This is a genomic window from Neisseria sp. P0001.S005, from assembly GCF_051963715.1.
This window is the reverse complement of the sequence record NZ_JBQCTZ010000044.1, coordinates 1-22180: the sequence shown is the minus strand read 5'-3', so window position 1 is coordinate 22180 and position 22180 is coordinate 1. Positions and strand designations below refer to the sequence as shown.

General features: G+C 48.9%; 18 protein-coding genes. 15 read left to right on the top strand and 3 right to left on the bottom strand.

Annotated features, from left to right (window positions below; genetic code table 11):
• The 6 genes from ACTHSP_RS07955 to ACTHSP_RS07930 all read left to right on the top strand — a co-directional run.
• On the top strand, positions 1 to 1104 hold a 1104-nt coding region (locus tag ACTHSP_RS07955; RefSeq protein ID WP_440345923.1), incomplete at its 5' end, for an alanine/glycine:cation symporter family protein.
• Between the two features lie 83 nt (positions 1105 to 1187).
• Entirely contained in the window at positions 1188 to 2444 is a 1257-nt protein-coding gene (locus ACTHSP_RS07950; RefSeq protein ID WP_049352629.1) for a D-amino acid dehydrogenase, read from the top strand.
• Between the two features lie 163 nt (positions 2445 to 2607).
• The gene (gene zupT, locus ACTHSP_RS07945; protein WP_049352631.1) at positions 2608 to 3417 is read left to right on the top strand and encodes a zinc transporter ZupT; all 810 of its coding nucleotides are present in this window, start codon (positions 2608 to 2610) and stop codon (positions 3415 to 3417) included.
• Positions 3418 to 3513: 96 nt separating this feature from the next.
• Entirely contained in the window at positions 3514 to 6345 is a 2832-nt protein-coding gene (locus ACTHSP_RS07940; protein WP_440345922.1) for a valine--tRNA ligase, read from the top strand.
• A 75-nt stretch (positions 6346 to 6420) separates the two neighbouring features.
• Positions 6421 to 6648, top strand: coding sequence for a hypothetical protein (locus tag ACTHSP_RS07935; RefSeq protein WP_049352634.1), 228 nt, complete (start codon positions 6421 to 6423; stop codon positions 6646 to 6648).
• 98 nt (positions 6649 to 6746) lie between these two features.
• Positions 6747 to 7211, top strand: a complete 465-nt coding sequence (locus ACTHSP_RS07930; RefSeq protein WP_049352636.1) for a hypothetical protein — start codon at positions 6747 to 6749, stop codon at positions 7209 to 7211.
• Positions 7212 to 7318: 107 nt separating this feature from the next.
• Here ACTHSP_RS07930 and ACTHSP_RS07925 read toward each other — a convergent pair whose 3' ends face one another.
• Complete coding sequence (locus ACTHSP_RS07925; protein ID WP_049352638.1) at positions 7319 to 8260, bottom strand: ABC transporter ATP-binding protein; 942 nt, start codon at positions 8258 to 8260, stop codon at positions 7319 to 7321.
• Between the two features lie 15 nt (positions 8261 to 8275).
• Positions 8276 to 9166 carry an NUDIX hydrolase gene (locus ACTHSP_RS07920; RefSeq protein WP_049352641.1) on the bottom strand — a complete coding sequence of 297 codons (891 nt, stop codon included), beginning with the start codon at positions 9164 to 9166 and terminating at the stop codon, positions 8276 to 8278.
• A 123-nt stretch (positions 9167 to 9289) separates the two neighbouring features.
• On the opposite strand from ACTHSP_RS07920, the gene ACTHSP_RS07915 reads away from it, so the two are divergent.
• From ACTHSP_RS07915 to ACTHSP_RS07875, 9 genes are all read left to right on the top strand, one after another.
• Positions 9290 to 9895: a beta-class carbonic anhydrase gene (locus tag ACTHSP_RS07915; protein WP_295707753.1), complete on the top strand. Its 606-nt coding sequence runs from the start codon at positions 9290 to 9292 to the stop codon at positions 9893 to 9895.
• Positions 9892 to 10497 (top strand): nicotinate-nucleotide adenylyltransferase, encoded by a 606-nt coding sequence (gene nadD / locus ACTHSP_RS07910; RefSeq protein WP_283121555.1) that lies wholly within the window; start codon positions 9892 to 9894, stop codon positions 10495 to 10497. Before ACTHSP_RS07915 ends, nadD begins: the two co-directional genes overlap by 4 nt.
• A gap of 58 nt (positions 10498 to 10555) precedes the next feature.
• A complete protein-coding gene (gene rsfS, locus ACTHSP_RS07905; RefSeq protein ID WP_002246503.1) occupies positions 10556 to 10942 on the top strand; it encodes a ribosome silencing factor in 387 nt (128 codons plus the stop codon).
• 108 nt (positions 10943 to 11050) lie between these two features.
• Positions 11051 to 12445, top strand: coding sequence for an ATP-dependent RNA helicase HrpA (gene hrpA, locus ACTHSP_RS07900; protein ID WP_283121556.1), 1395 nt, complete (start codon positions 11051 to 11053; stop codon positions 12443 to 12445).
• 132 nt (positions 12446 to 12577) lie between these two features.
• Positions 12578 to 13390 (top strand): hypothetical protein, encoded by an 813-nt coding sequence (locus tag ACTHSP_RS07895; RefSeq protein ID WP_107769490.1) that lies wholly within the window; start codon positions 12578 to 12580, stop codon positions 13388 to 13390.
• Between the two features lie 305 nt (positions 13391 to 13695).
• Entirely contained in the window at positions 13696 to 16620 is a 2925-nt protein-coding gene (locus ACTHSP_RS07890) for a DUF3418 domain-containing protein (protein ID WP_440345925.1), read from the top strand.
• A 20-nt stretch (positions 16621 to 16640) separates the two neighbouring features.
• Complete coding sequence (locus tag ACTHSP_RS07885) at positions 16641 to 17606, top strand: DUF1837 domain-containing protein (RefSeq protein ID WP_314765980.1); 966 nt, start codon at positions 16641 to 16643, stop codon at positions 17604 to 17606.
• A 14-nt stretch (positions 17607 to 17620) separates the two neighbouring features.
• Positions 17621 to 19816: a DEAD/DEAH box helicase gene (locus ACTHSP_RS07880; RefSeq protein ID WP_440345921.1), complete on the top strand. Its 2196-nt coding sequence runs from the start codon at positions 17621 to 17623 to the stop codon at positions 19814 to 19816.
• A 241-nt stretch (positions 19817 to 20057) separates the two neighbouring features.
• Positions 20058 to 21563: an SWIM zinc finger family protein gene (locus ACTHSP_RS07875; protein ID WP_440345920.1), complete on the top strand. Its 1506-nt coding sequence runs from the start codon at positions 20058 to 20060 to the stop codon at positions 21561 to 21563.
• A gap of 500 nt (positions 21564 to 22063) precedes the next feature.
• Here the strand turns inward: ACTHSP_RS07875 and ACTHSP_RS07870 are convergent.
• Positions 22064 to 22180: ParA family protein (locus ACTHSP_RS07870; RefSeq protein ID WP_440345924.1), on the bottom strand; the 117-nt coding region annotated here is incomplete at its 5' end.

Here is a 22180-nt window from a genome sequence, read left to right as displayed (position 1 = left end):
GTGGTAACCGGCGGCCCGGGCGCGGTATTTTGGATGTGGATGACCGCCATTTTCGGTATGGCCACCAAATACGGCGAAGGCGTATTGGCGGTGAAATACCGCGTGACCAATTCCAAAGGCGAAATGTCCGGTGGCCCGATGTATTACATCGAAAAAGGTTTGGGCCAAAACTGGAAATGGATGGCCGTCGCGTTTGCGCTGTTTGGCACATTCGCTTCCTTCGGTATCGGCAGCTCGGTGCAGTCCAACTCGGTTGCGCAGGCAGTGCAAACCAGCTTCGGCGTCGAACCAGCCTACACCGGCGTGATATTGACCGTATTAACGGCCATTGTGCTTTTGGGCGGCATTAAGGGCATTGCCAAAGCCGCGTCCTTTATCGTACCTGCCATGGCAGTGTTTTATGTAGTAGGCGGTATTGCCATTATCGTGATTAATTCCGATGTGTTGATGCCTGCCGTCAAACTGATTTTCTCCGATGCGTTTAGCGCGCAAGCTGTGGCCGGCGGCGCCATCGGTACGGTCATCCGCTACGGCGTGGCGCGCGGCGTGTTCTCCAACGAAGCGGGTATGGGTTCTGCGCCAATTGCCGCCGCAGCCGCGAAAACTGACCACCCCGTCCGTCAGGCTTTGGTTTCCATGACCGGTACTTTTTTGGACACCATTGTTGTTTGCTCGATTACCGGTATCGTGTTGGTCATGGGTCTGCTCGGCGCAGGTGGCGAGTTTGTGAAACCTGAATTGAGCGGCGCGGCGCTGACAACCGTCACTTTCCAAAAAATGCTGCCCGGCATCGGCGGCTGGATTGTGACCATCGGCCTGATTTTCTTTGCCTACTCAACCATTCTCGGCTGGTGTTATTACGGCGAGAAATGCGCGGTTTACGTCTTCGGCGAGAAGTTTGCCGGTTTGTACCGCGTCGGTTATGTTTCTTCAGTTATGCTGGGAACCGTGTTGAGCCTTGATTTGGTGTGGCTGGCTTCGGACACATTCAACGGCTTGATGGCATTGCCCAACCTGATTGCGCTTTTGTTGATGGCGAAAGTCATCGTCAATGAAACGCGCGACTTCAAACAAAAAATCAAAAACGGCGAATTGCCGCATTAATGTCCAAGGCCGTCTGAACCTGAACATTCAGACGGCCCAGTGTATATTAAGTTTGTTTTGAAAAAAGTCAGAGGAGGAGAAAAATGAAAGTGCTTGTTTTAGGTGCTGGTGTTGCCGGCGTATCTTCCGCGTGGTATCTGGCAGAGGCCGGACATGAAGTAACGGTCATCGACCGCGCCGAGGGCGTGGCGATGGAAACCAGTTTTGCCAACGCAGGCCAGCTCTCTTACGGCTATACCACGCCGTGGGCTGCACCCGGTATCCCGACCAAAGCGCTGAAATGGCTGTTTAAAAGCCATCCGCCTTTGCTGTTTCGCCCTGACGGCAGCCTGTATCAAATCGAATGGCTGTGGCAAATGCTGCAAAACTGCACGGCAGCACGCTATCAAACCAACAAAGAGCGCATGGTCAGGATTTCCGAATACAGCCGTGAAATGTTCCGCCGTTTTGAAGCGCAAACCGGCATGAATTTTGAAGGGCGCAAAAAAGGGACGTTGCAGATTTTCCGCCAAGCCAAAGAAGTCGAAGCAGCAGAACAAGACATTGCCGTTTTGGAACGCTACGGCGTGCCCTACCGCCGTCTGAAACCCGAAGAATGCGCAGAATTTGAGCCTGCGCTGGCGCGCGTTACCGCCAAAATTGCCGGCGGCCTGCACCTGCCTGCGGATGCGACCGGCGACTGCCACCTCTTCACCCAAAACCTGTACCAACTCTGTCTGGAAAAAGGCGTACAGTTCCATTTCAACCAAACCATCCGCCGCATCGAACACAATGGGCAGCGCATCAGCGCAGTCGAAACCGAAAAAGAACGCTTTGAAGCAGATGCCTTCGTCTGCGCGCTCGGCTGCTTCAGCAGGACGGTTTTGGTGCAGTTGGATCTCAATCTGCCGATTTATCCCGTCAAAGGCTATTCCTTGACCCTGCCCGTCACCAATTCAGACGGCGCGCCGGTTTCCACCGTGTTAGATGAGAGCTACAAAGTCGCCATCACGCGCTTTGACAACAGAATCCGCGTCGGCGGCATGGCGGAATTGTCCGGCTACGAAATCAAACTGCCCGAAAAACGCCGCGAAACCTTGGCTTTGGTCGTCAACGATTTGTTTCCTGAAGGCGGCGATTTGAGCCAAGCATTGTTCTGGAGCGGCCTCAGACCGATGACGCCTGACAGCACGCCGTTAATCGGGCGTACCCGCTTTGAAAACTTATTCCTAAATACCGGTCACGGTACTTTGGGCTGGACCATGTCGCTGGGTTCGGCAAAATTAACCGCCGATATCGTGAGCGGCAAAGACACCGAAATCCGCAGCGACGATTTGATCCTGTCGCGTTATCAGGCTTAAGCTGGAAAGCGATAAGGTTTAAAGGCCGTCTGAAAATCATTTTTCAGACGGCCTTTTGTTTCAAAATCCGTGTACCTAATCAATAAAATAAATAATAACTATTATCATACGCATTAAAAAGTGTTAGTCTGAACCTGTCCCAGCTTTGAGTGCAGGTTTTCTCATGCCCGATTTTTCGATGTCCAATTTGGCCGTTGCCTTTTCCATTACGTTGGCTGCCGGTTTGTTTACCGTATTAGGCAGCGGCCTGGTGATGTTTTCCAAAACGCCCAATCCGCGGGTGTTGTCGTTTGGTTTGGCATTTGCCGGCGGTGCGATGGTGTATGTTTCCCTGACGGAGATTTTTAGTAAATCCAGTGAGGCGTTCGCTGAAATTTATGATAAAGACCACGCGTTTGCGGCGGCGACCATGGCATTTTTGGTCGGTATGGGCGGCATTGCGCTGATCGACCGCCTGGTGCCGAACCCGCATGAAACCTTAGACGCGCAAGACCCGTCGTTTCAAGAAAGCAAACGCCGCCATATCGCGCGAGTCGGCATGATGGCGGCGTTTGCGATTACTGCGCACAATTTCCCCGAAGGCTTGGCGACGTTTTTTGCCACCTTGGAAAATCCGGCGGTCGGGATGCCTTTGGCCTTGGCGATTGCCATCCATAATATTCCGGAGGGCATTTCCATCGCCGCGCCGGTTTATTTTGCCACCCGCAGCCGTAAGAAAACGGTATGGGCGTGTCTGCTATCCGGCTTGGCCGAGCCTTTGGGGGCGGCTTTGGGCTATTTGGTTTTGCAGCCGTTTTTATCGCCTGCCGTGTTCGGTTCGGTGTTCGGCGTGATAGCCGGCGTGATGGTGTTTTTGGCGTTGGACGAGCTGCTGCCGGCCGCCAAACGCTATTCAGACGGCCATGAAACCGTTTACGGCCTGACAACGGGTATGGCGGTGATTGCCGTCAGCCTGGTATTGTTCCGTTTTTAAAACCCGTATGCCAAAGGCCGTCTGAAATGATTCAGACGGCCTTTTTGCGTTATAATCCGCACATCAAAAATAACCTTAATTTCACAAAGTTCCATCATGTTAGACAAATACAATCCAGCCGAAATCGAATCCAAACATTATCAAAACTGGGAAGAGCAGGGCTATTTCCAGCCTGATATGGATTTGACGAAACCGTCTTTCTCCATCCAACTGCCGCCGCCCAATGTAACTGGCACGCTGCACATGGGCCATGCCTTCAACCAAACCATCATGGACGGCCTGACCCGTTACTACCGCATGAAAGGCTGCAACACAGCCTGGATTCCGGGCACCGACCACGCGGGCATTGCCACGCAAATCGTGGTCGAGCGTCAGCTTGCCGCGCAAAACGTGTCCCGTCATGACTTGGGCCGCGAGAAATTCTTGGAAAAAGTGTGGGAATGGAAAGAAGTTTCCGGCGGTACGATTACCCAACAAATGCGTCGCGTGGGCTGCTCTGCCGACTGGACGCGTGAGTATTTCACGATGGACGACGTGCGTGCCGAAACCGTGACCGAAGTGTTTGTGCGCCTGTTTGAACAGGGCTTGATTTACCGCGGCAAACGCTTGGTGAACTGGGATCCCGTGCTCGGTACGGCGGTGTCGGATTTGGAAGTGGAAAGCGTGGAAGAACAAGGCTCTATGTGGCACATCCGCTATCCGCTGGCGGACAATCCCGCCGAAGCCGTTATCGTCGCGACCACCCGCCCCGAAACGCTGCTGGGCGACGTTGCCGTAGCCGTCAGTCCTGAAGACGAACGTTATACCCATTTGATCGGCAAGGAATTAATCCTGCCGCTGACCGGTCGCACCATCCCCGTGATTGCTGACGAATACGTTGAAAAAGACTTTGGCACAGGTTGCGTGAAAATCACGCCTGCGCACGACTTCAACGACTACGAAGTCGGCAAACGCCACGACACGCGTTTGGTTAACGTGTTCGATTTGGAAGCCAAAGTGCTGGCAAACGCCGAAGTGTTCAACTTCAAAGGCGAAGCGCAACCAGGCTTTGCCCTGCCTGAAAAATACGCAGGCTTAGACCGCTTTGCCGCGCGCAAACAAATGGTTGCCGATTTGCAGGAACAAGGCTTGTTGGTCGAAATCAAAGCGCACACGCTGATGACGCCGAAAGGCGACCGCACAGGTTCGGTGATTGAGCCGATGCTGACCAGCCAATGGTTTGTCGCCATGTCCGCTACGCCAAACGGCGGCGAGCCTGACAGCGAATTCAAAGGCCTGAGCCTCGCCGACAAAGCCAAAAAAGCCGTCGACAGCGGCGCGGTACGCTTTATCCCTGAAAACTGGGTCAACACCTACAACCAATGGATGAACAACATCCAAGACTGGTGTATCTCGCGCCAACTGTGGTGGGGTCATCAAATCCCTGCATGGTACGACAACGAAGGCAATGTGTACGTCGCCCGCAATGAGGCGGAAGCCGAAAAACAAGCCGGTAAAACCGGTTTGACCCGCGAAGAAGACGTATTGGACACATGGTTTTCCTCCGCGCTCGTGCCGTTTTCCACGCTCGGCTGGCCGTCTGAAACCGACGAACTCAAAGCCTTCCTGCCGTCCAACGTCTTGGTCACCGGCTACGAAATCATCTTCTTCTGGGTGGCGCGCATGATTATGATGACCACCCACTTCACCGGCAAAGTACCGTTTAAAGACGTGTATATCCACGGCATCGTGCGCGACCACGAAGGCAAAAAAATGTCCAAATCCGAAGGCAACGTCATCGACCCTGTGGATTTGATCGACGGCATCGACTTGGAAAAACTGCTGGTGAAACGTACCACCGGCCTGCGCAAACCCGAAACCGCGCCGAAAGTGGAAGAAGCCACCAAAAAACTCTTCCCCGAAGGCATTCCGAGCATGGGCGCGGACGCATTGCGCTTCACCATGGCGAGCTACGCCAGCCTCGGCCGCAGCGTCAACTTCGACTTCAAACGCGCCGAAGGCTACCGCAACTTCTGCAATAAATTGTGGAACGCCACCAACTTCGTGTTGATGAACACCGAAGACAAAGACTGCGGTCAAGACGAAATGCAGCCGTTGGCGTTTACCTTTGCCGACCAATGGATTATCGGCAAACTGCAACAAGCCGAAGCCGCCGTTGCCGAAGCCTTTGAAACCTACCGCTTTGACCTTGCCGCGCAAACGCTGTACGAATTTGTGTGGAACGAATATTGCGACTGGTACATCGAGCTGGCAAAAGTGCAAATCCAAACCGGCTGCCCGACAACCCAGCGCACCACACGCCGCACCCTCGTGCGCGTACTCGAAACCATCCTGCGCCTGCTGCACCCAATCATGCCTTTCATTACCGAAGAGCTGTGGCAGGTCGTTGCGCCTCTGGCGAATGCCAAAACCGCCGACAGCATCATGTTGGCCGCCTATCCGCAAGCCGATAAAGAAAAAATCGTTCAGACGGCCTTCGACAAAATGGCTGCATTGAAAGACTTGGTGGAAGAAGTGCGCAAACTGCGCGGCGAAATGGGTATCGCGCCAAACGTCAAAGCGCCGCTCTTCGTCGAAGGCAGTGCAGAACTCGAAGGCCTGCTCAAATACCTGCCGTCGCTGACCCGACTGACTGAAGCCAAGCTGGTGGACAGCCTGCCCGAAGCGGAAGACGCCCCCGTCGCCGTCTGCAACGGCGCGCGCCTGATGTTGAAAGTCGAAATCGACAAAGCCGCCGAAACCGCTCGTTTGAGCAAAGAAGCCGAGAAGCTGCAAAAAGCCTTGGACAAACTCAACGCCAAACTCTCCAAACCCGGCTACACCGAAAAAGCCCCGGCGCATCTGGTGGAAAAAGACAAAGCCGATTTGGCGGAATTGGAAGACAAAATGGCGAAAGTTCAAACTCAGTTGGCGAAGTTGAAAGACTGATTTTGATTGAATAGACAAGGCCGTCTGAAAACCTGAAACCACGGTTTTCAGACGGCCTTATCAAAAGGAAATCAAATTATGGACTTCATCGTGCCTATATTGCTCATCGTCGCCATCGTCGTACTTCATATTCATACCTGCTTTACCGAAGCCGTCCACCTCAACAAATGGCGGCCGTGGCTGATTATTCTACTGTTGATTCTGACCGGCACTTGGTTTATCTACTTCGTCAGCCGTACCGCGCTGATAAAGCTGGGTGTCCAGCTGGTGCTGATTGCCGTCCTCGTGATTTACATCTCTTGAACGTCTGCCTGCGACAGAATACTCGCAAAGGCCGTCTGAAAATGCAGCTTCAATGTCATTGCAACTTTTCAGACGGCCTCTTTTAAGAAAGGAAATAGATGCAACTCTTTATTTTGCCGATACTTTTATCCGCAACAACCGCCCTGGCTTCTCCGATTGTCGGTACATGGCATTGCGTTGGCTCTGATGAAAACATCCACAGTGATACAAAAGTCGAATATCTTCAGGACGGCAGTTTCCGTGGCGACGCTAAGCTCAAAGTGGACGATGACGGCAATGTCTTAGCGTACCATGTTGTCGGTAGGGGTAAATGGCGTTTTGCGAACAAAGCCTTAACTCAAAGCCAAATCAAGTACAGCGAAGTTTCACGACTCCACAGCCCTGAAACATTGGCATGGTTGGAAGAATCAGAAGACGGCCAATTCTTGGAAAGTATGATATACACCGGATTGGTCGCGCAGATGGACAAGCCCGGTGAAGACGAGGTTTATCAAATGGATAAAACAGGCAAATTGGTGTCTGAGGATGGAACTTCCCGTGAGGTATGTACGAAAGTGAAGTAAATAGCGATTGTAGATCAGATGGGTTTGTCTGATTGATGGCTTAGATAACAAAGGCCGTCTGAAACTTAAATTTCAGACGGCCTTTTTCTTTTTTTAATCCATCAAATTCAATCAAACCAAACAATCTGACTTTCATCCACGCTGATGCGGATTTCCTGTCCGGTTTGCGGTTTGTCCGTATCGTGGTCGGCGTGGGGATACCAAATCAAATCGCCGTATTGCGGATGGACGAGGGTAAGGCGTGTGCCTTCGGCGAGGGGGACGGCTTCGTTGATGCGGACGGACGTGCCGTTCGGGTCGAATCGGATGGCGTGTTGGGGAATGTAGCGTGTGTCGCCGGTGTTGGCCAAACCGAGCAGTAAGGCAGCTTGGGCATTGACGGGGCGGCGGATAAGGGTTTCCGGTGTGCCGTGTTGGAGGATGCGGCCTTCGTGCATGATGGCGATGGTGTCGGCCATGGTGCAGGCTTCCTCGGCAGAGTGGGTCACGAGGATGGCGGGGATGTTTTGACTGCGGATGCGTTCGGCGGTCAGGGTGCGCAGGTGGTGGCGCAGGTGGGTGTCGAGGCTGGAGAAGGCTTCGTCCAAGAGCAACAGCGACGGGCGCGTGATGAGGGCGCGTGCGAGAGCGAGGCGTTGCTGTTCACCGCCGGAGAGGCTTTCGGGTTTGCGTTGCGCTTCGTGTTCCAAACCGATGTCGCGCAAGGCCTGCATGGATTGTTCTTCGATGTCGGCTTTGGGCAGGCGGCGCATTTTGAGGCCGAAGCCGACGTTGTCGAGGGCGGTTAAATGCGGCAAAAGGGCGTAGTCTTGAAACATCAGCGAGATATTGCGTTTTTCAGACGGCATGTCGGTGATGTTGTCGCCGTTGAGCCAGACTTCGCCGCTGTCTGGATGCACCAGGCCGACGATGGTTTTGAGCAGGGTGGATTTGCCGCAGCCGGAGCGGCCGAGTACGGCGAGGATTTCGCCTGCTTCGACGTTTAGGTTGATGTCTTGGGCAACGGTTTTGCTGCCGAAGCGTTTGTTGATGTTTTTAAGTTGCAACATGGTTTCAGACGGCCTTTAAAAATGGGGTCGGCAACGGATGCTGTCGAGCCATGCGGACAGCGGATGTTTGGGGTCGATTAGGCCGTATCGACGGCAGGCTTCGATCGTGACCAACTGGGCATCGTGCATCATGTGTCCGCCCAACATGGCATCGAGCAGGGTGGGGATGTCCATCAGTTCAAAACCGGCGACTTCGCCGTCTTGGTTGGCGGGTTGGAAGCCTTCGGGCAGGACGATGTCGAAGATATACAGGATTTCGTTGTGGACACCGCGATTAACGGGGCGCAAACTATATATTTGGGCGGTCGGTCGGATATGGGGTGTCAGAGAAGCGGGAATGCCGGCTTCTTCTTCGCCTTCGCGGCAGACGGCTTCAGACGGCCTCTCGCCACTGCTGATGCCGCCGCCGGTCAGGTTGTCGAGTTTGTTCGGATCGACGGCTTTGTGCGGACTGCGGCGGCCTATCCAAAAGCGTAAACCGTCTTCTGTTTCGACCAACCCGTTTAAGTGAACTGCCTGACTCATCAGGCCGAACGGACGGAAGGCGGCGCGTTCGAGTGCGCATAAAGGCTTACCCGACTGGTCGCAGATGTCAAACTTTTCACCGCGCCAACCTTTGAGCCAACCGCACTCGCGCCATTGTTGCGCCAGCGTTTGCAAACTGTCGCCCATCTGAGTCCAGCTGTCTGTTTCCAAATTCAGGCCGTCTGAAAGGGGTGCCTGCCTGCCTGTCCAATCTTGTCCGAGGCGTTCGCGCCATAACGGGTTCAGACGGCCTAAAGGCAGGCCGTTGAGATACAGAATGCACCAATCGTCGGATGCGCCATAGCTTGTTTGCGCCCAATCCCACAATGCGTCGTGGACATCGGGTGTGAATACTTGTTCAAAACGGAAAGACTGAGACATGGCGCATCCTCCAAAAGAACTAAAGATACGTCGATTTTAGCCGTTTACGGCGAATTTGCAAAACGACCATACCCCTTGAAAACCGCTATAATAGAGTAAATCATCCGAAAAGAGCACATCATCATGAGTGAATTGACCGATATCCTTTCCTACAACCAACATTTCGTTGAATCGGGAGAGTACGAAAAATATTTCACCAACAAATACCCCGGCCGCGAGCTGGCCATTCTTTCCTGCATGGACGCACGCATTATCGAATTGCTGCCCAATGCCTTGGGCTTGAAAAACGGCGATGCCAAGCTCATCAAAAACGCCGGTGCGCTGGTGACCCACCCTTGGGGTTCGGTGATGCGCAGTTTGTTGGTGGCCGTATTTGAACTCAAAGTCAAAGAAATCATGGTCATTGCCCACCACGACTGCGGTATGCGCGGATTGCACGCTGAAGAGTTCCTCCAACGCGTACACGACAGCAATATCCCCGACGACCGCATCGAAACCCTGCGCAATGCTGGTATCGATTTGGACGGCTGGCTGACCGGTTTTGACAACGTCGAAGACAGCGTGCGCCATACCGTCGAGCTGATTCGCAAACATCCGCTGATGCCCGACAACATCGCCATCCACGGCCTGGTCATCCACCCGACTACAGGCAAGCTCAACCTGATTGTTGACGGCAGCCTGCCTGTTTCAGACGGCCCAACATCTAACGCAGACACCACCACGAAATGAAAAACATCGGATTATTCGGCGGCACGTTTGACCCCATCCACAACGGCCACCTCCACATCGCCCGCGCCTTTGCCGACGAAATCGGTTTGGACCTTGTCGTCTTCCTGCCGGCAGGCGACCCGTACCACAAAGACAGCACGCGCACGCCGGCACAAGAGCGCCTCAATATGGTCGAACTCGCCATCGCCGACGAGCCGAGATTCGCCGCCAGCGACTGCGACATCGTCCGCGACGGCGCGACTTATACGTTTGACACCGTCCAAATCTTCCGCCAGCAATTTCCCGGCGCGCAACTGTGGTGGCTGATGGGCAGCGACAGCCTGATGCAGCTGCACACATGGAAAAAATGGCAAAACCTCGTGCGCCAGACTAATATCGCCATCGCCATGCGCCAAGGCGACAACCTCAACAAAACCCCGCGCGAATTACACGCATGGCTCGGCGAAGCCCTACAAAACGGCAGCGTCCGCATCCTCAACGCGCCGTTGCACAACACCAGCTCCACCCAAATCCGTGCCGATCTCGCCAAAACGCACCATTCAGACGGCCTGCCGCAACCTGTCGCCCAATACATCCGCCAACACAAACTCTATGAAAAATAGCGTTTATTCAGGCAGATAAGCTATAATGCCGTCTGAAAACATTTCAACTAGGAAAATAATGAACGAACAAGAATTGCAAGACCTGCAAAAAATGGTCGAAGTGGCCGTAAACGCCCTCGAAGACATTAAAGCCAAAGACATCTCTGTTTTGGAAACCCAAGACAAAACCTCCCTGTTCGCCCGCATGATTATCGCCAGCGGCGACAGCACACGCCAAGTCAAAGCACTGGCGAACAACGTTGCCGTCGATTTGAAAGAAGCCGGTTTTGAAATCCTCAGCACCGAAGGCGACAGCGGCGAATGGACGCTCGTCGACGCAGGCGACCTCGTTGTCCACGTCATGCTCCCTGCCGTGCGCGACTTTTACGACATCGACACCTTGTGGGGCGGAGAAAAACCGAGTTTCCACGCCGGTATGCAAAAACCTTGGCACGCCGCCGACTAAAACGGTTTACCCATACAAAGGCCGTCTGAAACTTGAAAGCAAGCAAGTTTCAGACGGCCTTTTGCTATAATTCCATTTTTTTCACATTATTTAATTCATTGCACCATCATGCCCCATCCCGATTTCTCCCAAACCCTCTCCAAAGACCGCCACTTCCTGCGTTCCGCCTTCAAAAATCCCAACAAATACGGCGGTTTGTCCAAAGTCGAAGAAAAATACCGAAAATCGCACGAAATCTTTTTGAAGCGTTTGGCTGCATTACCCAAACCCGAATTCGACAACACCCTGCCCGTTCACGAAAAGCTCGACGAAATCAAAAAAGCCATTGCCGAAAATCAGGTAACGATTATCTGCGGCGAAACCGGTTCGGGCAAGACCACGCAGTTACCCAAGATTTGCTTGGAGCTCGGGCGCGGGGTGGCGGGGCTAATCGGGCATACCCAGCCGCGCCGTTTGGCCGCGCGCTCGGTGGCGGAGCGGATTGCCGAAGAGCTGAAATCGGAAATCGGCAACGCGGTCGGCTATAAGGTGCGCTTCACCGACCACACCTCGCGCGATGCCTGCATCAAGCTGATGACCGATGGCATTCTGCTGGCGGAAACGCAGACCGACCGTTATCTCGCCGCCTACGACACGATTATTATCGACGAAGCACACGAACGCAGCCTGAACATCGACTTCCTCTTGGGCTACCTGAAACAACTGCTGCCACGCCGCCCCGATTTGAAAGTCATCATCACCTCGGCAACCATAGACGCGGAACGCTTCTCTCAACACTTCAACGGCGCGCCTGTGCTGGAAGTAAGCGGGCGCACCTATCCCGTCGAAATCCTCTACCGCCCGCTGACCAGCAAAGACGAAGACGACGCAGAAGTGGAGTTGACCGACGCGATTGTCGATGCAGCGGACGAATTGGCGCGACACGGCGAAGGCGATATTTTGGTGTTCCTGCCGGGCGAACGCGAAATCCGCGAAGCCGCCGAAGCCCTGCGCAAATCCATGCTGCGCCGCAACGACGAAATCCTGCCCCTGTTCGCACGCCTGTCGCACGCCGAACAGCACAAAATCTTCCACCCCTCAGGCGTAAAACGCCGCATCGTGCTGGCGACTAACGTCGCCGAAACCTCGCTCACCGTGCCGGGCATCAAATACGTCATCGACACCGGCCTCGCGCGCGTCAAACGCTATTCCGCACGGGCGAAAGTGGAGCAGCTTCATGTCGAAAAAATCTCTCAAGCCGCCGCCCGCCAACGCTCCGGCCGCTGCGGCCGCGTCTCCGCAGGCGTGTGTATCCGGCTGTTTTCAGAAGAAGATTTTAACAGCCGCCCCGAATTCACTGACCCCGAAATCGTCCGCAGCAACCTCGCCGCCGTCATCCTGCGCATGGCATCGCTGAACTTGGGCGACGTAGCAGCATTCCCGTTTTTAGAAATGCCCGATTCGCGGTATATCAATGATGGATTTCAGGTATTGCTGGAGTTGGGGGCGGTGGAGGCCGTCTGAAAATCTTTCAGGTAGCTTGAAAGTCGGGCATCTATGCCCGACGAAAACAGATAAACAATAAACCATGTTGGGCTAAAAGCTTTCCTCGAAATACATTAAGTTATATTAATTTAAACATTAAGGATACTACGGATGAATCAATTTAGTATACAAAAAGCAGAAGAATTACTTAAAAATAAACAATTTGATAAGCTTTATTGTTTGTTATTAGAGCGTGCTAAATATTGGTATCAGCAATATTCAGATGATGATAAGGTTCTGTTTCTATCTGATGGATTTGCATTATGCGCAAGGGATGTTTTTGTATATAAAAATAAATTATCTGATGAAATAGATTTCATCATTAATAAAGATAAGCAAAACAAATTAGAAGAAATCGTATTTAATGCATTTAAAAATATCAGTGACGAGTTCGATAAATTTAATAATATAACAATAACTTCTTCATCACTACCTTCTATTAGTTTAAAATATGACCCTTATATTTTACCTTTAAAAGAATATAGAGATATCAAGAATTTATCTTTTGCTGATTGGAGAAATTTGCTTAGAAGAGTGCTTGATAAGGATAAAGAAAATATAGAAAGTACAATTAATGATATTTTTAACGACTTACGATTATGCATTGAATGTGAAATATTTTATCATTTAAATACTATGAATATAGATGATTACAAAGAAATTAATGAAAAATCGTATGACACGTTTTCTTTTATCTGTAACTACTCAATTAAAAAAGGGGAGTATTATAAGTATATGGAAATAGTTTCTAATTTTATTAAGGAAATAGAAAATTTGGCAGTGTTGCAGAAAAATTGTGTTGAATATTTACATCTAATTAAGGAATGTCGATCCAATTTTAAATTAAATTATTCAAAGTTGAATAGAAATATCAAAAACCTTCTTGATTTTGAAGAAAGCATTATTGGTAAACTGCCGAGCTAGTAGCTTGATGTACATCAATAAAAAGCAGCTTCTACTTTTTCATTTCCCAAAACAAGGTTTATCGGCATTGTTGAATTGAATTTCAGGGCATCTGAAATTCAATTCACAGAATAAATATCATCTGAATCCAATGCGTAGATTGGCATCAATACCCGCCCTACACATCTGTTATACAAAACATGAAAAGCCATATCCATATGTCGTCTGAAAACGGGCGAAACGAGTTTTCGCAAAGCAAAAATTTTTCAAGCAGCCTGAAAACACCCACCAAACCCCGCTACCGCCTGACCAAACTCGGCGAACAAATGGCGCGTCTGCCCATCGACCCGAAAATCGCGCGCATTTTGTTGGCGGCGAAGAAGCACGACTGCATGGCGGAAATATTGGTGATTGCGTCCGCGCTGTCGATTCAAGACCCGCGCGAGCGGCCGCTGGAAGCGCGCGATGCCGCAGCCAAGGCACACGAACGTTTTACCGACAAGCAATCTGACTTTCTTGCCTATCTGAACATTTGGGACAGCTTCCAGCGCGAGCGTGACAAAGGTTTGTCCAACAAGCAGCTGGTGCAGTGGTGCCGCCAATATTTCCTGTCGCACCTGCGTATGCGCGAATGGCGCGAGCTGCACCACCAGCTTGCTCAAACCGCGATTGAAATGGGTTTGACCACCAAAGAAGCCGCGTTTAGACAACCTCCTTCCCAAGAGCAATTAAGACCGTCTGAAAGTCAAGGCGACCAAGATTTGGCGGCCAAACTCAAACAAAAACAACTGGACAAGAAACAACACCGCGCCCAAATCCGTGCCGCCAAAGAAGCGGGCTACGAACAAATCCACCGCGCCCTGCTGACCGGCCTTATCGCCAACGTCGGCATGAAATCACCCGACGGCAACGACTACACCGGCGCGCGCGGCAGCCGCTTCCACCTTTTCCCTGCATCAGCCTTGTTCAAAGCCAAACCCAAATGGGTGATGGCGGCAGAATTGGTTGAAACCACGCGCCTTTACGCGCGTGACGTCGCCGTTATCCAGCCCGAATGGATAGAGCAGGAAGCGCCGCACCTCGTTCGCCATCATTATTTCGAGCCGCACTGGGAACAAAAACGCGGCGAAGTCGTCGCCAGTGAACGCGTTACGCTTTACGGCCTGACCGTATTGCCGCGCCGCCCCGTGTCTTACGGCAAAGTTGCGCCCGAAGAAGCGCGCGAAATCTTTATCCGCGGCGCATTGGTGGCGCAAGAAAGCAATCTTCAGACGGCCTTTTTTGCCCACAATAAAAAGCTGATTAAAGAAATTACCGAACTCGAACACAAATCGCGCAAGCAAGACGTATTGGTCGATGACGAAGCCCTGTTTGCGTTTTATAACGAACGGCTGCCCGATTTTTATACGGCGGATGCGGTTTCAGACGGCCTGTATCCTGCAAATCCCCAGCAAACCGCTCCCTCCCCCGTGGGGGAGGGCTGGGGAGAGGGCAAAACAGTTGCCGCACAAACCAACTTTTCCACAACCGCAGCAAACCCTCTCCCTAACCCTCTCCCACAGGAGAGGGAACAGAGTACCGCAGCCTCAACGGTTGCAGGCAGCCTGCACAACGTAGGTTATGTAGCGCAAGCCACGCACGCGGATTCTAAAGCTACGGACAACCGCGTGCGTGAACCGAGTTCACACACCCTACAAAATGTTTCAGACGACCCCAAACCCAAAAAGCAGCCTGCACCCCCAAAAGGCCGTCTGAAACCCCTCCCCCTTGCCGACATCCGCACCTTCCAAGCCTGGCTCAAAACTGCTGAGCGCGACAATCCGCACCTGCTGTTCCTCAGCCGCGACGACCTCATGCAGCACGCCGCCGCGCACATTACCGAAGAACAGTTCCCCAAATTCTGGCAAACCGCAGACGGCAAGTTCAAACTTTCCTACCGTTTCGAGCCACACCATCCGCTCGACGGCGTGACTATGACCGTGCCGCTGACCGTCCTCAACCGCCTGCACGCGCCGTCGCTTGAATGGCTCGTGCCCGGCATGATACGCGAAAAAATCCATTTGCAAATCAAAGCACTGCCCAAACAAATCCGCCGCATCTGCGTACCCGTGCCCGAATTCATCACCCAATTTTTAAGCCAAAACCCCGACCGCAACGCCCCTATCCTGCCCCAACTCGCCCAAGCCATTGCCAAAACCGCAGGCGACATCCGCATACTGGAGCAAATCAACCAAGACGAATGGGCCGCGTTCAGGCTGCCCGAACACTGCTACTTCAACCTCCGCATCATCGACGACGGCGGACAAGAATTAGCCATGGGGCGCGATTTAATCCAAATCCAACAACAACTTGGCAAAGCCGCCGCCACCACCTTCCGCGACAACACCCAAGAATTCGAGCGCGACAACGTTACCGCATGGGACATCGGCACCCTGCCCGAATCCATCAAATTCGCCCGCGGCAAACAGCAACTCACCGGCTACCTCGGCCTGCAAAAAGAAAAAGACGGCCGCATCGCCCTACGCCTGTTCGACACGTCTGCCGCCGCCGAACAAGCCCACCGATTAGGCGTGATCGAACTCATGAAACTACAACTAAAAGAACAAGTTAAAGACCTGAACAAAGGCATCCAAGGCTTCACCCAAGCCGCCATGCTGCTCAAACACATCAACGCCGACACCCTGCGCGACGACCTCACCCAAGCCGTCTGCGACCGCGCCTTTATCGGCGAAGACGAGCTGCCGCGCAACGAAAAAGCCTTCAAAGAACAAATCAAACGCGCCCGCAGCCGCCTGCCCGCCGTCAAAGAAGCCCTCAGCCGCTACTTACAGGAAACCGCAGCCGCCTACGCCGAACTGAACGGCAAACTCGGCAAACACCCGCTCACCCACCTCATGCGCCAACGCCTGCAAACCCTGCTCACCGCCGGCTTCGCCACCCGCACCCCGTGGGCACAATGGCCGCGCCTCCCCATCTACCTCAAAGCCATGACCCTGCGCCTCGAAAAATACAGCGGCAACCCCGCCCGCGACGCAGCCCGCGAAGCCGACATACAGGAATTGGAACAAATGTGGCAGGAAAAAACCGACGGTTTGGTGAAACAAGGACTACCCGTTTCAGACGACCTCGCCGCGTTTAGATGGATGATTGAAGAATTGAGAGTGTCGCTGTTTGCGCAGGAGTTGAAGACGCCGTATCCGGTGTCGGTGAAGAGGTTGTTGAAGGTGTGGGATATACTGAACAAAATGTGATTAGGAGCTACAAGTTTAAAATGTTCAATTCAGAAGATATTATAAAACGGCATATATGTAATCAGCTAACAGACTCTAATGTAGAAGGTTTTTTTGTTGGGTTTGATTATGACGAAGAAAATCCATTGATAAAATCATATAGATGGAAGCCATTAGTCGATATCATTTTTGATGCTTTATGTGATTTTGCATTTGGATTGCATGAAGGTAACTACACACCACCTCAAGAGATAAGACGTAAACTCCGCGAAGCAGCTAAATCATTATATAAGATAAAGGCATTTAAGGACGTCGCCGAATTATATCACTCAGGAAATGAGAGCAAACTTGATGAGTTAGAGATTGAAGAGAAATATTTAAAACGAGGAGAATTTGGTGAATTAATTCTACACCTAATTTTAAGAGATAACTTCAATACCATTCCTTTAATCTCTAAAATTTGGTTTAAAGATTCATATGGTCACGCAGTACATGGTTTTGATTGCATACATATAGAACCCCAAAGTAAGTCATTATGGCTAGGAGAATCAAAGTTATATAGCGATCCTAAACAAGGTGTTAGGGCTCTACTACAAGATTTAGATGATCATTTTAACAGAGACTTTTTAAATGATGAATTTAGTCTTATCACGAAGAGACTACATGATATCCATCATATTGACCATATCAATACAGTAGATAGGGATTACTGGGTAAGGCAGTTATCATCAGGAAAATCGCTAAAGGATAAAATAAATTTTATAAAAATACCTTTATTCTGTACATACTCAAGTAATTTATTCACCAAATTTGATGATGAAAATAATCCTGCTTTTTTAAAAGAATATATAGATAGTTTGGTACTTCTTAAGCAGTATTTTGATAAACATTATAATCATCCTTTGAAGGATGTATTAAATATAGTTCTAATCTTATTCCCAGTTCCCAACAAAATAGAATTAGTAAAAAAACTACATAATAAATTAGATTTATTACAACAAATATAATTTAAGTATATAAAATGAGAAAACTGACTACGGATTTAATTGAAAAAATTAAAAGTTCAGAAATCTTTAATTTTGATGAAACATTTAATATATATAATATATGTAGCAAGACTATCTTTGAAGATGAAGAAGAAGGCAGGGCTATTTTAATATATATTCTGGATAACAGAAAAAAATTTGATGCCTCCTTGAATGATATTTTATCAGATATTATTGAATCAGTCGGATTTTATCCATACTTAGAAAAAGAAGGATTATACACCACATCCACAGCCGCTGAAATCCGTAAAAATATGAATGAATCATCTGGGGTAGATAAAAAATATTATCATGATGCTCAGAAGAAAATTATTGATTTAATTTTTCAAGGAAACAATATCGTAGTAAGTGCGCCAACAAGTTTCGGAAAAAGTTTGCTTATAGAAGATATCGTAGCATCAAACCGATATAAAAATTTACTAATTATACAACCAACATTGGCATTGCTTGATGAAACAAGAAAGAATTTATCAAAATATAAAGATATATATAAGTTAATTATAAAGACATCTCAAGAACCAAGCGATACAAACAATATTTTTCTATTTACAGCAGAACGTGCTATTGAATATCCATATTTCACATCAATAGATTTTCTAGTAATAGATGAATTTTATAAATTGAGTGCAAAACGTGATGATGGTAGGTCTGCATCTATAAATAATGCTTTCTTGAAAGCCATATATTCTTATAACTGCCAATTTTATTTATTAGGTCCCAATATTGAAGGCATATCAGAAGGTTTTGCTAGTAAATATAATGCTAAATTTATTAAACTAACAGATAGCTTGGTTTTATGTGAAGAACACAACATTTATAAAGAATATAAGAAAAAAGATTTTAATACGATAGCAAAAAAAGAAAATATACTTTTTGAATTATTAGCAATAAAATTAAAAAATAAAAATAGCTTAGTTTACTGCTCCTCTCCTAGAAAAGCAAAAAAATTAGCTTTAAAATACATGGATTATATAAGAAAAAATGATGTTTACACAAAAGAAAACAATGATATTTCTATTATAGAATGGATTAAAAAACATGTTTCAGAGGAATGGAGCTTTACAAACCTCATTAAATTCGGAATAGGCGTTCATGATGGAACACTGCCTAGGCATATATCGTCCACCATGATAGATTTATTTAACTCTGGAAAAATAAATACAATATTTTGTACCACAACAATTATCGAAGGAGTAAATACGAATACAGAAAATATAATTTACTTTAATAAGAAAAAAGGAACAAATGATATTGATTTCTTTGATTATAGTAATATGAGAGGGAGAGCTGGCAGACTGATGTCCCATTATATTGGAAAGATTTTTAATTTTGAAGAACCGCCAGCTGCTGAAAAAGTAGTGGTAGATATCCCTTTCTTTGAACAAAATCCTATTCAGGATGAAGTATTGATTAATTTAAGAGAATCGGACATAAAAGATCTGAATAACCCAAGCATTAAGCTTATTAATGAATTATCTACCAAAGAAAAAGAGTTGTTAGCAAGAAATAATATTAATATCAAAGGACAAATTAACCTATTAAAAGAATTAAAAAAAATATTTCTAAAGAATGAATATTCATTACTCATCTGGGATAAATATCCTAGTTATGATCAACTTAGTTTTTGTTTAAACTTATGCCTTGAATTTTTACAGGATGATAGGTATGATCATCTAGAAGTTTCTAGTAAGCAGTTTATATATTTTACGCATTTCTATGGAATGCAGAAAGATTTATATCCATTAATAATAAGCACTGTTGATTATCTAAAAAGGGAAAAGGAAAATAAATTTCCGACTGATCAAGAGAGATGGGATGAAGCCATTCAGAAAATTTTCAAATTTTTTAGAAGTTTTTTACAATTTAAAATACCAAAATGGTTGAAGGTTTTACATTCCTTACAAGAATTCGTGGCAAAGGAGATGAGTATAACTCCAGGAAACTACTTATTCTACGCTACCGCTTTAGAAAATGACTTCCTACCTCAAAACTTATCTATTTTAATTGATTATGGAATCCCTTCTACAGCTATTCGAAAAATTTCAACTGTTGTGCCAAATGAACTTACTCAAGATGAAGCTTTAAATTTCATTAGATCTAATAAAATTTTCCTAGACCCTAAAGTAGACTTATTGAAATATGAAAGGGATAAGTTTCAACAAAATTTATAAAGTTCACATATATATTATTATTGTCTATCTTACTTAAGCTAGTTACAACTCACGATTTAAGAGTATACATTTTTCTAAACTATCATCTTCCCCTTTCTAACCCTCCCCAAAAGGTCGTCTGAAACCCATTTTCAGACGACCTTTTGCCCCTTTGCAAAGCAAATCTTCCCTCTACCCTCTCCCCAAACATCGCCCGAACCAGTAAACTTCCCATGTTTCAACAACTTCTTGGAAGCAAACCATGTCCGGTATCTACCTACCCCGCCTATTTCCGCCCCACATTGCCGAACGCGGTCTGCTGTATTTTCAGCAGGGCAAGGTTCGCGATGTTCAAAAAACTTCCGCCGGGCGTTATCGGGCGGAGGTGTTCGGTTCGGAAAACTATTCGGTATGGCTGAAGCTGGATAGTGATTTGTACATTAAGGACGGGGGCTGCGATTGTCCTTATGGCTGGGCGTGCAAGCATATGGCGGCGTTGTGGTATGCGGTGCGCGAGCAAACTCAGGATAACCAGTCGGCAGAATCTGACGCGCAGCAGCCTAAACAGGGCGGCAATCCGTATCGCCAGCAGCTCTCCAAAATCTTTTCCCGAACCCGATATTATGATTACTACGAAGCCGCTGATTTGGGCTTCAGGTTGCAAAACTGGTTGGAAGATGTGGCGCAGGAGGGGACGGAGGCGTTGCAGCAGGCTTTGCCTCTGTTGATACCGCGTTTGCAGGATGCTTTTGAAAAGGCGGACGATTCGGACGGTATGTTGGGCGATGCTATGTATATGGCACTCGACCTGCTGGAAGAGGCGGTCATGGAAAACGTCACTAAGCGTTTGATTAATTTTTTGGACAAATGCTTGGACGACAGCCGCTATTTTGATTTCTCGGAGGCAGGCAATAAAATCTACCAAATCCGCGCCCGAATCTGGCGGCTGCGCAGCGAGTGGCAGGCATGGCAAGATTATGTGGCTAAACGTTTGGCTGTTACCAAGTCGGGTTGGGAACATGAATTTTGGGCATTTGAGGGTTGGCAGGTTTTGCAGGCGAAAGGCGATACTGCTGCCGCGCAGGATTATTTCAGACGACATCTGCACCTGCCGCAATTCAGACAAATTGCGGTAGAACAAGCAGTCGGGCAGCAAGATTGGGCGGAAGCGGAACGCCTCTTGCGCGAAGGCATCAGCATTGCCGAAGATGAAGGAACACTCGGCACAATGCACAAATGGAAGCTGCAACTTTTCGATGTATTGAAGGAAACCGGTAAAAATGTACGCGAAATCGCAGCGGATTTGGCGTTTTCCACCAGCCTTTCATTGCCGCATTACGAGGCATGGAAAGCCACGTTTCCCGCCGCCGAATGGCCGCATGAATTCAACCGCCTGCTTGCGCGCTTGTCGGGTCAATATTCGCTGCGGGTTGAAATATTGGAGCATGAACAGGAATTCGACCTGTTGCTCGCCCTATTGCAGCAACATCTTTCGTTGTACATGATGGAACGTTTTGCCCCGTCTTTCCCCGAGCCGTATCACGACCGAATCGTAGCTTGTTACCTGAAAATCTTTGCGGCTGAAATCGATAAGGCAAGCAACCGTAAGCAATACCGCCAGCTCTTCAACCAATTAAAGATCCTCCGCCGCCAATATTCCGCACAACGGCAGGCAATGGAAGACTTCGCCGACGAAATCAGGGAACGATATAGCGAAAAACCGCGTCGGCCTGCGTTGCTGGAAGAATTAGATCGGGCGGGGTTTTAGGAAAAAGCTGTTCATCTATACCTTGTAATAGATCTTTCTAAATAGCAAGCTGTAGCCTGCATCAAACCGCGTGCGTGCCTTCGGGCGCACACCCTACCTATGAATCACAAAGAATTTGAAATTTATGCGTAGGGTGTGTGCGGTACGCACGCACGCGGTCTTTAAGAAATATTCTTTCCAATCAAACCAAAGGCCGTCTGAAAGTACTTTCTACCTTTCAGACGGCCTTTTTATATTCATATTCTTGTTTATTTTTCCAAACGCGCAATCAGTTCATCGGCTAAGTCCAGATAAGCAAGCTGTAGCCTACATCAAACCGCGTGCGTGCCTTCGGGCACACACCCTACCTATGAATCACAAAGAATTTGAAATTTATGCGTAGGGTGTGTGCGGTACGCACGCACGCGGTCTTTTTTAAAATGTTCTTCCCAATCAAACCAAAGGCCGTCTGAAAGTATTTTCCAACTTTCAGACGGCCTTTTTATATTCAATATTTCTGTTTATTTTTCCAACCGTGCAATCAGTTCATCGGCCAAGTACAGATAAGCCTGTGTGCCTTTGGCGTGGGCGTCGTAGGCGAGGGCGGGGAGGCCGTGGCTGGGGGCTTCGGCGAGGCG

Bases quoted from the DNA above. Each gene is read 5' to 3' on its own strand.
- ACTHSP_RS07925 (WP_049352638.1), bottom strand. From the start codon at position 8,260: ATGTTGCAACTTAAAAACATCAACAAACGCTTCGGCAGCAAAACCGTT.
- nadD (WP_283121555.1), top strand. From the start codon at position 9,892: ATGAAAAACATCGGATTATTCGGCGGCACGTTTGACCCCATCCACAAC.
- ACTHSP_RS07950 (WP_049352629.1), top strand. From the start codon at position 1,188: ATGAAAGTGCTTGTTTTAGGTGCTGGTGTTGCCGGCGTATCTTCCGCG.
- ACTHSP_RS07895 (WP_107769490.1), top strand. From the start codon at position 12,578: ATGAATCAATTTAGTATACAAAAAGCAGAAGAATTACTTAAAAATAAA.
- ACTHSP_RS07875 (WP_440345920.1), top strand. From the start codon at position 20,058: ATGTCCGGTATCTACCTACCCCGCCTATTTCCGCCCCACATTGCCGAA.
- ACTHSP_RS07915 (WP_295707753.1), top strand. From the start codon at position 9,290: ATGAGTGAATTGACCGATATCCTTTCCTACAACCAACATTTCGTTGAA.
- ACTHSP_RS07890 (WP_440345925.1), top strand. From the start codon at position 13,696: ATGGCGCGTCTGCCCATCGACCCGAAAATCGCGCGCATTTTGTTGGCG.
- ACTHSP_RS07885 (WP_314765980.1), top strand. From the start codon at position 16,641: ATGTTCAATTCAGAAGATATTATAAAACGGCATATATGTAATCAGCTA.
- ACTHSP_RS07940 (WP_440345922.1), top strand. From the start codon at position 3,514: ATGTTAGACAAATACAATCCAGCCGAAATCGAATCCAAACATTATCAA.
- ACTHSP_RS07930 (WP_049352636.1), top strand. From the start codon at position 6,747: ATGCAACTCTTTATTTTGCCGATACTTTTATCCGCAACAACCGCCCTG.
- zupT (WP_049352631.1), top strand. From the start codon at position 2,608: ATGCCCGATTTTTCGATGTCCAATTTGGCCGTTGCCTTTTCCATTACG.
- hrpA (WP_283121556.1), top strand. From the start codon at position 11,051: ATGCCCCATCCCGATTTCTCCCAAACCCTCTCCAAAGACCGCCACTTC.
- ACTHSP_RS07920 (WP_049352641.1), bottom strand. From the start codon at position 9,166: ATGTCTCAGTCTTTCCGTTTTGAACAAGTATTCACACCCGATGTCCAC.
- rsfS (WP_002246503.1), top strand. From the start codon at position 10,556: ATGAACGAACAAGAATTGCAAGACCTGCAAAAAATGGTCGAAGTGGCC.
- ACTHSP_RS07880 (WP_440345921.1), top strand. From the start codon at position 17,621: ATGAGAAAACTGACTACGGATTTAATTGAAAAAATTAAAAGTTCAGAA.